The following is a 2,875-nucleotide window of genomic DNA, read 5'->3' as shown; positions in this document are numbered from 1 at the left end:
GTACCGGGGGACCGGCCGTCTCACGTCTCTGACCTGGGACTTCCTGATTCCACCCGTTCGGCGGTACGCGCGCGCCACTTCGGAATGACTGATTCCGTATGTGGGGACCCGCTCCTGTCGTCACAACCTCGTCTCACGGACCTTGCCGAATGGGTGGCCAACCTGACGAGAAGGGGTGATCATGAGAAGACCAGAGCGCACTTCCCATGAGGAGGACCGGGTGGCCGAGACTCTGAAGAAGGGCAGCCGGGTAACCGGCGCCGCGCGCGACAAGCTCGCGGCAGACCTGAAGAAAAAGTACGACTCCGGTGCGAGCATCCGGGCGCTGGCCGAGGAGACCGGTCGCTCGTATGGCTTTGTGCACCGGATGCTCAGCGAGTCGGGCGTCACGCTCCGTGGGCGGGGGGGTGCGACGCGGGGCAAGAAAGCCGCGTCGTCCTGACTCCGGGCGGTCCATCGGCTTCGATGGTGGCCACCCGGTCGGTTCCGTGACCGTCCGGGTGGTTACTGTGCAGTCACTTCGCGGTGCCGTACGGCCCCGCGTGATGACCGCACCCATCGGAGGCGCCCCATGGCTTCGCCCGACCAGGACCTCGCTCCTGTTCTCGACAAGGACGGGGTACGGCTCACCATCGACGACGCGCTCGCCACGGTGACCCTGACCAACCCCGCCAAGCGCAATGCGCAGAGCCCCGCTCTGTGGCGGGCGCTCGCCGAGGCGGGCCGGGCGCTGCCGGGCTCCGTCCGGGTCGTGGTGCTGCGCGGCGAGGGCAAGTCCTTCTCCGCCGGGCTGGACCGTCAGATGTTCACGCCTGAGGGCATCGAGGGTGAGCCGACCTTCATCGACCTCGCGCACCGTGACGACGCCGGGGTCGACTCAGCCATCGCCGCGTTCCAGGAGGCGTTCACCTGGTGGCGGCGCAACGACATCGTGTCCATCGCCGCCGTGCAGGGACATGCCATCGGGGCCGGCTTCCAGCTGGCCCTCGCCTGTGACCTGCGGGTCGTCGCCGACGACGTGCAGTTCGCCATGCGTGAGACCAGCCTCGGTCTGGTCCCCGACCTCACCGGCACCCACCCGCTGGTCGGCCTCGTCGGCTACGCCCGCGCGCTGGAGATCTGTGTCACCGGCCGTTTCGTGCACGCCGAGGAGGCCGTCGTCTCCGGCCTGGCCAGTGTCGCCGTACCCGCCGCCGAACTCGACGGCGCCGCCACCGACCTGGCCGCCGCGGTGCTGGCCGCGCCGCGGGACGCCGTGGTGGAGACCAAGGCGCTGCTGCGCGGTGCCGTCGGCCGCTCCTTCGACGAGCAGGTCGTCGCCGAGCGCGCCGCCCAGGCCCGCAGGCTCCGTGACCTGGCGGGCATCGGCGACTGACCGCCCCCGCGAACCGCGCTCACTCCACGCCGGTCACCAGGACCGCCACCGTCGGGCGGTCCTCCAGCGTCTCCCGCACCGCCGCGCGCACCCGCTGGGCCACCTCCGTGGCCCGGTGCGCGGAGTCCGTCGCCAGCTCCACGTACACATGCCGGTGCGGGAGCGCCGCGTCCGACGCCCGCCGCTCGACCCGTACCGCGTGGCCCCGGTCGCCGAAGGCGGCCGTCAGCCGGGCCACGCCGGCCACCGTGAGCACGGCCGCGGCCACCAGGGCCTCGTCCGGGTCGGTGGTCCGCTCCGCGTCCGGCGGCCGCTGTGCCGGGGGCGCCGGTGGCGGTTCGAGGGGCGCCTCCAGCAGGTCCGTCACCCGCAGGTCCACCTCCGTCACCGTGAGCCCCAGCCGCTCCACCGCCGTCGTCAGCGCCGACCGCAGCAGGTCCGCCGTCACGGGCAGCGGCCGGTCGCCGACCGCGGTGAAGTCCGCCGTCACCCGCAGCGGTCCCGGCCACAGCGCGCTCGGCGGGGCCGGCACGACCGGCTCCCGCACATCCCGCGGGTCGGCCACCCCGATCCGCAGCGTGCCCAGCCGTGCCCCGGGCACCCTGGCCGCCGCCTCGCCGAGCACCGATGCGGCCGCCCGCTCCGTCATCCACGCGCCGTCCCGGCTCCCGCCGAGCGGCAGCAGTCTGCCGGGCGCCAGTCGCTGCCGTACCGCTTGTGTCCAGTCCGCCGTCATTCCTCCACCCTGCCCCCTCCACGGCGCGCGACGGCGCAGGCGTGCTTACGGTGGTCGGAGAACGACGACCGAAAAGGGGAGCAGTGGCGATGAGCGAGATGGCAACCCACGGCGGCGACAGCGAGCCGCAGACCTCGGCCCGTAAGCAGCCCCGGTCCGGCGGCGGCGACCCGGCCACCAGAGGCCGCACCACGATCGCGGACGGAGTCGTCGAGAAGATCGCTGGAATGGCGGCACGTGACGTGGTCGGCGTGCATGCCATGGGCAGCGGGTTCTCCCGCACCTTCGGCGCCGTGCGCGACCGGGTGCCGGGCGGCGGAAAGGCCGTGACCCGTGGGGTGAAGGCCGAGGTCGGCGAGGTGCAGACCGCACTCGACCTGGAGATCGTCGTCGAGTACGGCTTCCCGATCGGCGAGGTGTCCCGCGAGGTGCGGGAGAACGTGATCGCCGCCGTCGAGCGCATGACCAGTCTCGAGGTCGTCGAGGTCAACATCGCGGTCAGCGACGTCCACCTCCCCGACGACGACGATGACGAGGAACCGGAGCAGCCTCGTATCCAGTGAGTCACGGGGTACTCGGACAGGTGGACCGGACCGGCTGAGCCAGCCGGCCGGGCGGGCTGACTCAGCTGAAGGAGCGCTGCGGAGATGAGAATGGCAGCAGTCGGCATGATCGCCGGAATGGCGCTGGGCTTCGCCGGGTTCTACGGCGGTTTCGGAGCCTTTGTGCTGGTGGCGGCCCTCGGGGCCGTCGGATTCTTCGCC

General features: G+C 72.2%; 4 protein-coding genes. 3 read left to right on the top strand and 1 reads right to left on the bottom strand.

Annotation, left to right across the window (positions count from 1 at the left end):
• Positions 1 to 220: 220 nt before the first annotated feature.
• Entirely contained in the window at positions 221 to 442 is a 222-nt protein-coding gene (locus tag ACFWN1_RS32675; RefSeq protein ID WP_004002281.1) for a helix-turn-helix domain-containing protein, read from the top strand.
• Between the two features lie 129 nt (positions 443 to 571).
• The gene (locus ACFWN1_RS32670) at positions 572 to 1,375 is read left to right on the top strand and encodes an enoyl-CoA hydratase/isomerase family protein (RefSeq protein ID WP_384370189.1); all 804 of its coding nucleotides are present in this window, start codon (positions 572 to 574) and stop codon (positions 1,373 to 1,375) included.
• 19 nt (positions 1,376 to 1,394) lie between these two features.
• On the opposite strand, the gene ACFWN1_RS32665 is transcribed toward ACFWN1_RS32670, so the two are convergent.
• Positions 1,395 to 2,111 (bottom strand): nucleopolyhedrovirus P10 family protein, encoded by a 717-nt coding sequence (locus ACFWN1_RS32665; RefSeq protein WP_384370187.1) that lies wholly within the window; start codon positions 2,109 to 2,111, stop codon positions 1,395 to 1,397.
• A 98-nt stretch (positions 2,112 to 2,209) separates the two neighbouring features.
• Here ACFWN1_RS32665 and ACFWN1_RS32660 point away from each other — a divergent pair, with 98 nt between their 5' ends.
• Complete coding sequence (locus ACFWN1_RS32660) at positions 2,210 to 2,674, top strand: Asp23/Gls24 family envelope stress response protein (RefSeq protein ID WP_384370192.1); 465 nt, start codon at positions 2,210 to 2,212, stop codon at positions 2,672 to 2,674.
• Positions 2,675 to 2,875 lie beyond the last annotated feature (201 nt).

The organism is Streptomyces sp. NPDC058459 (assembly GCF_042721685.1).
In the GTDB taxonomy this organism is placed as follows: Bacteria; Actinomycetota; Actinomycetes; order Streptomycetales; family Streptomycetaceae; genus Streptomyces.
The sequence above is the reverse complement of the archived record's forward strand: the minus strand, read 5'-3'. Positions and strand labels throughout refer to the sequence as shown.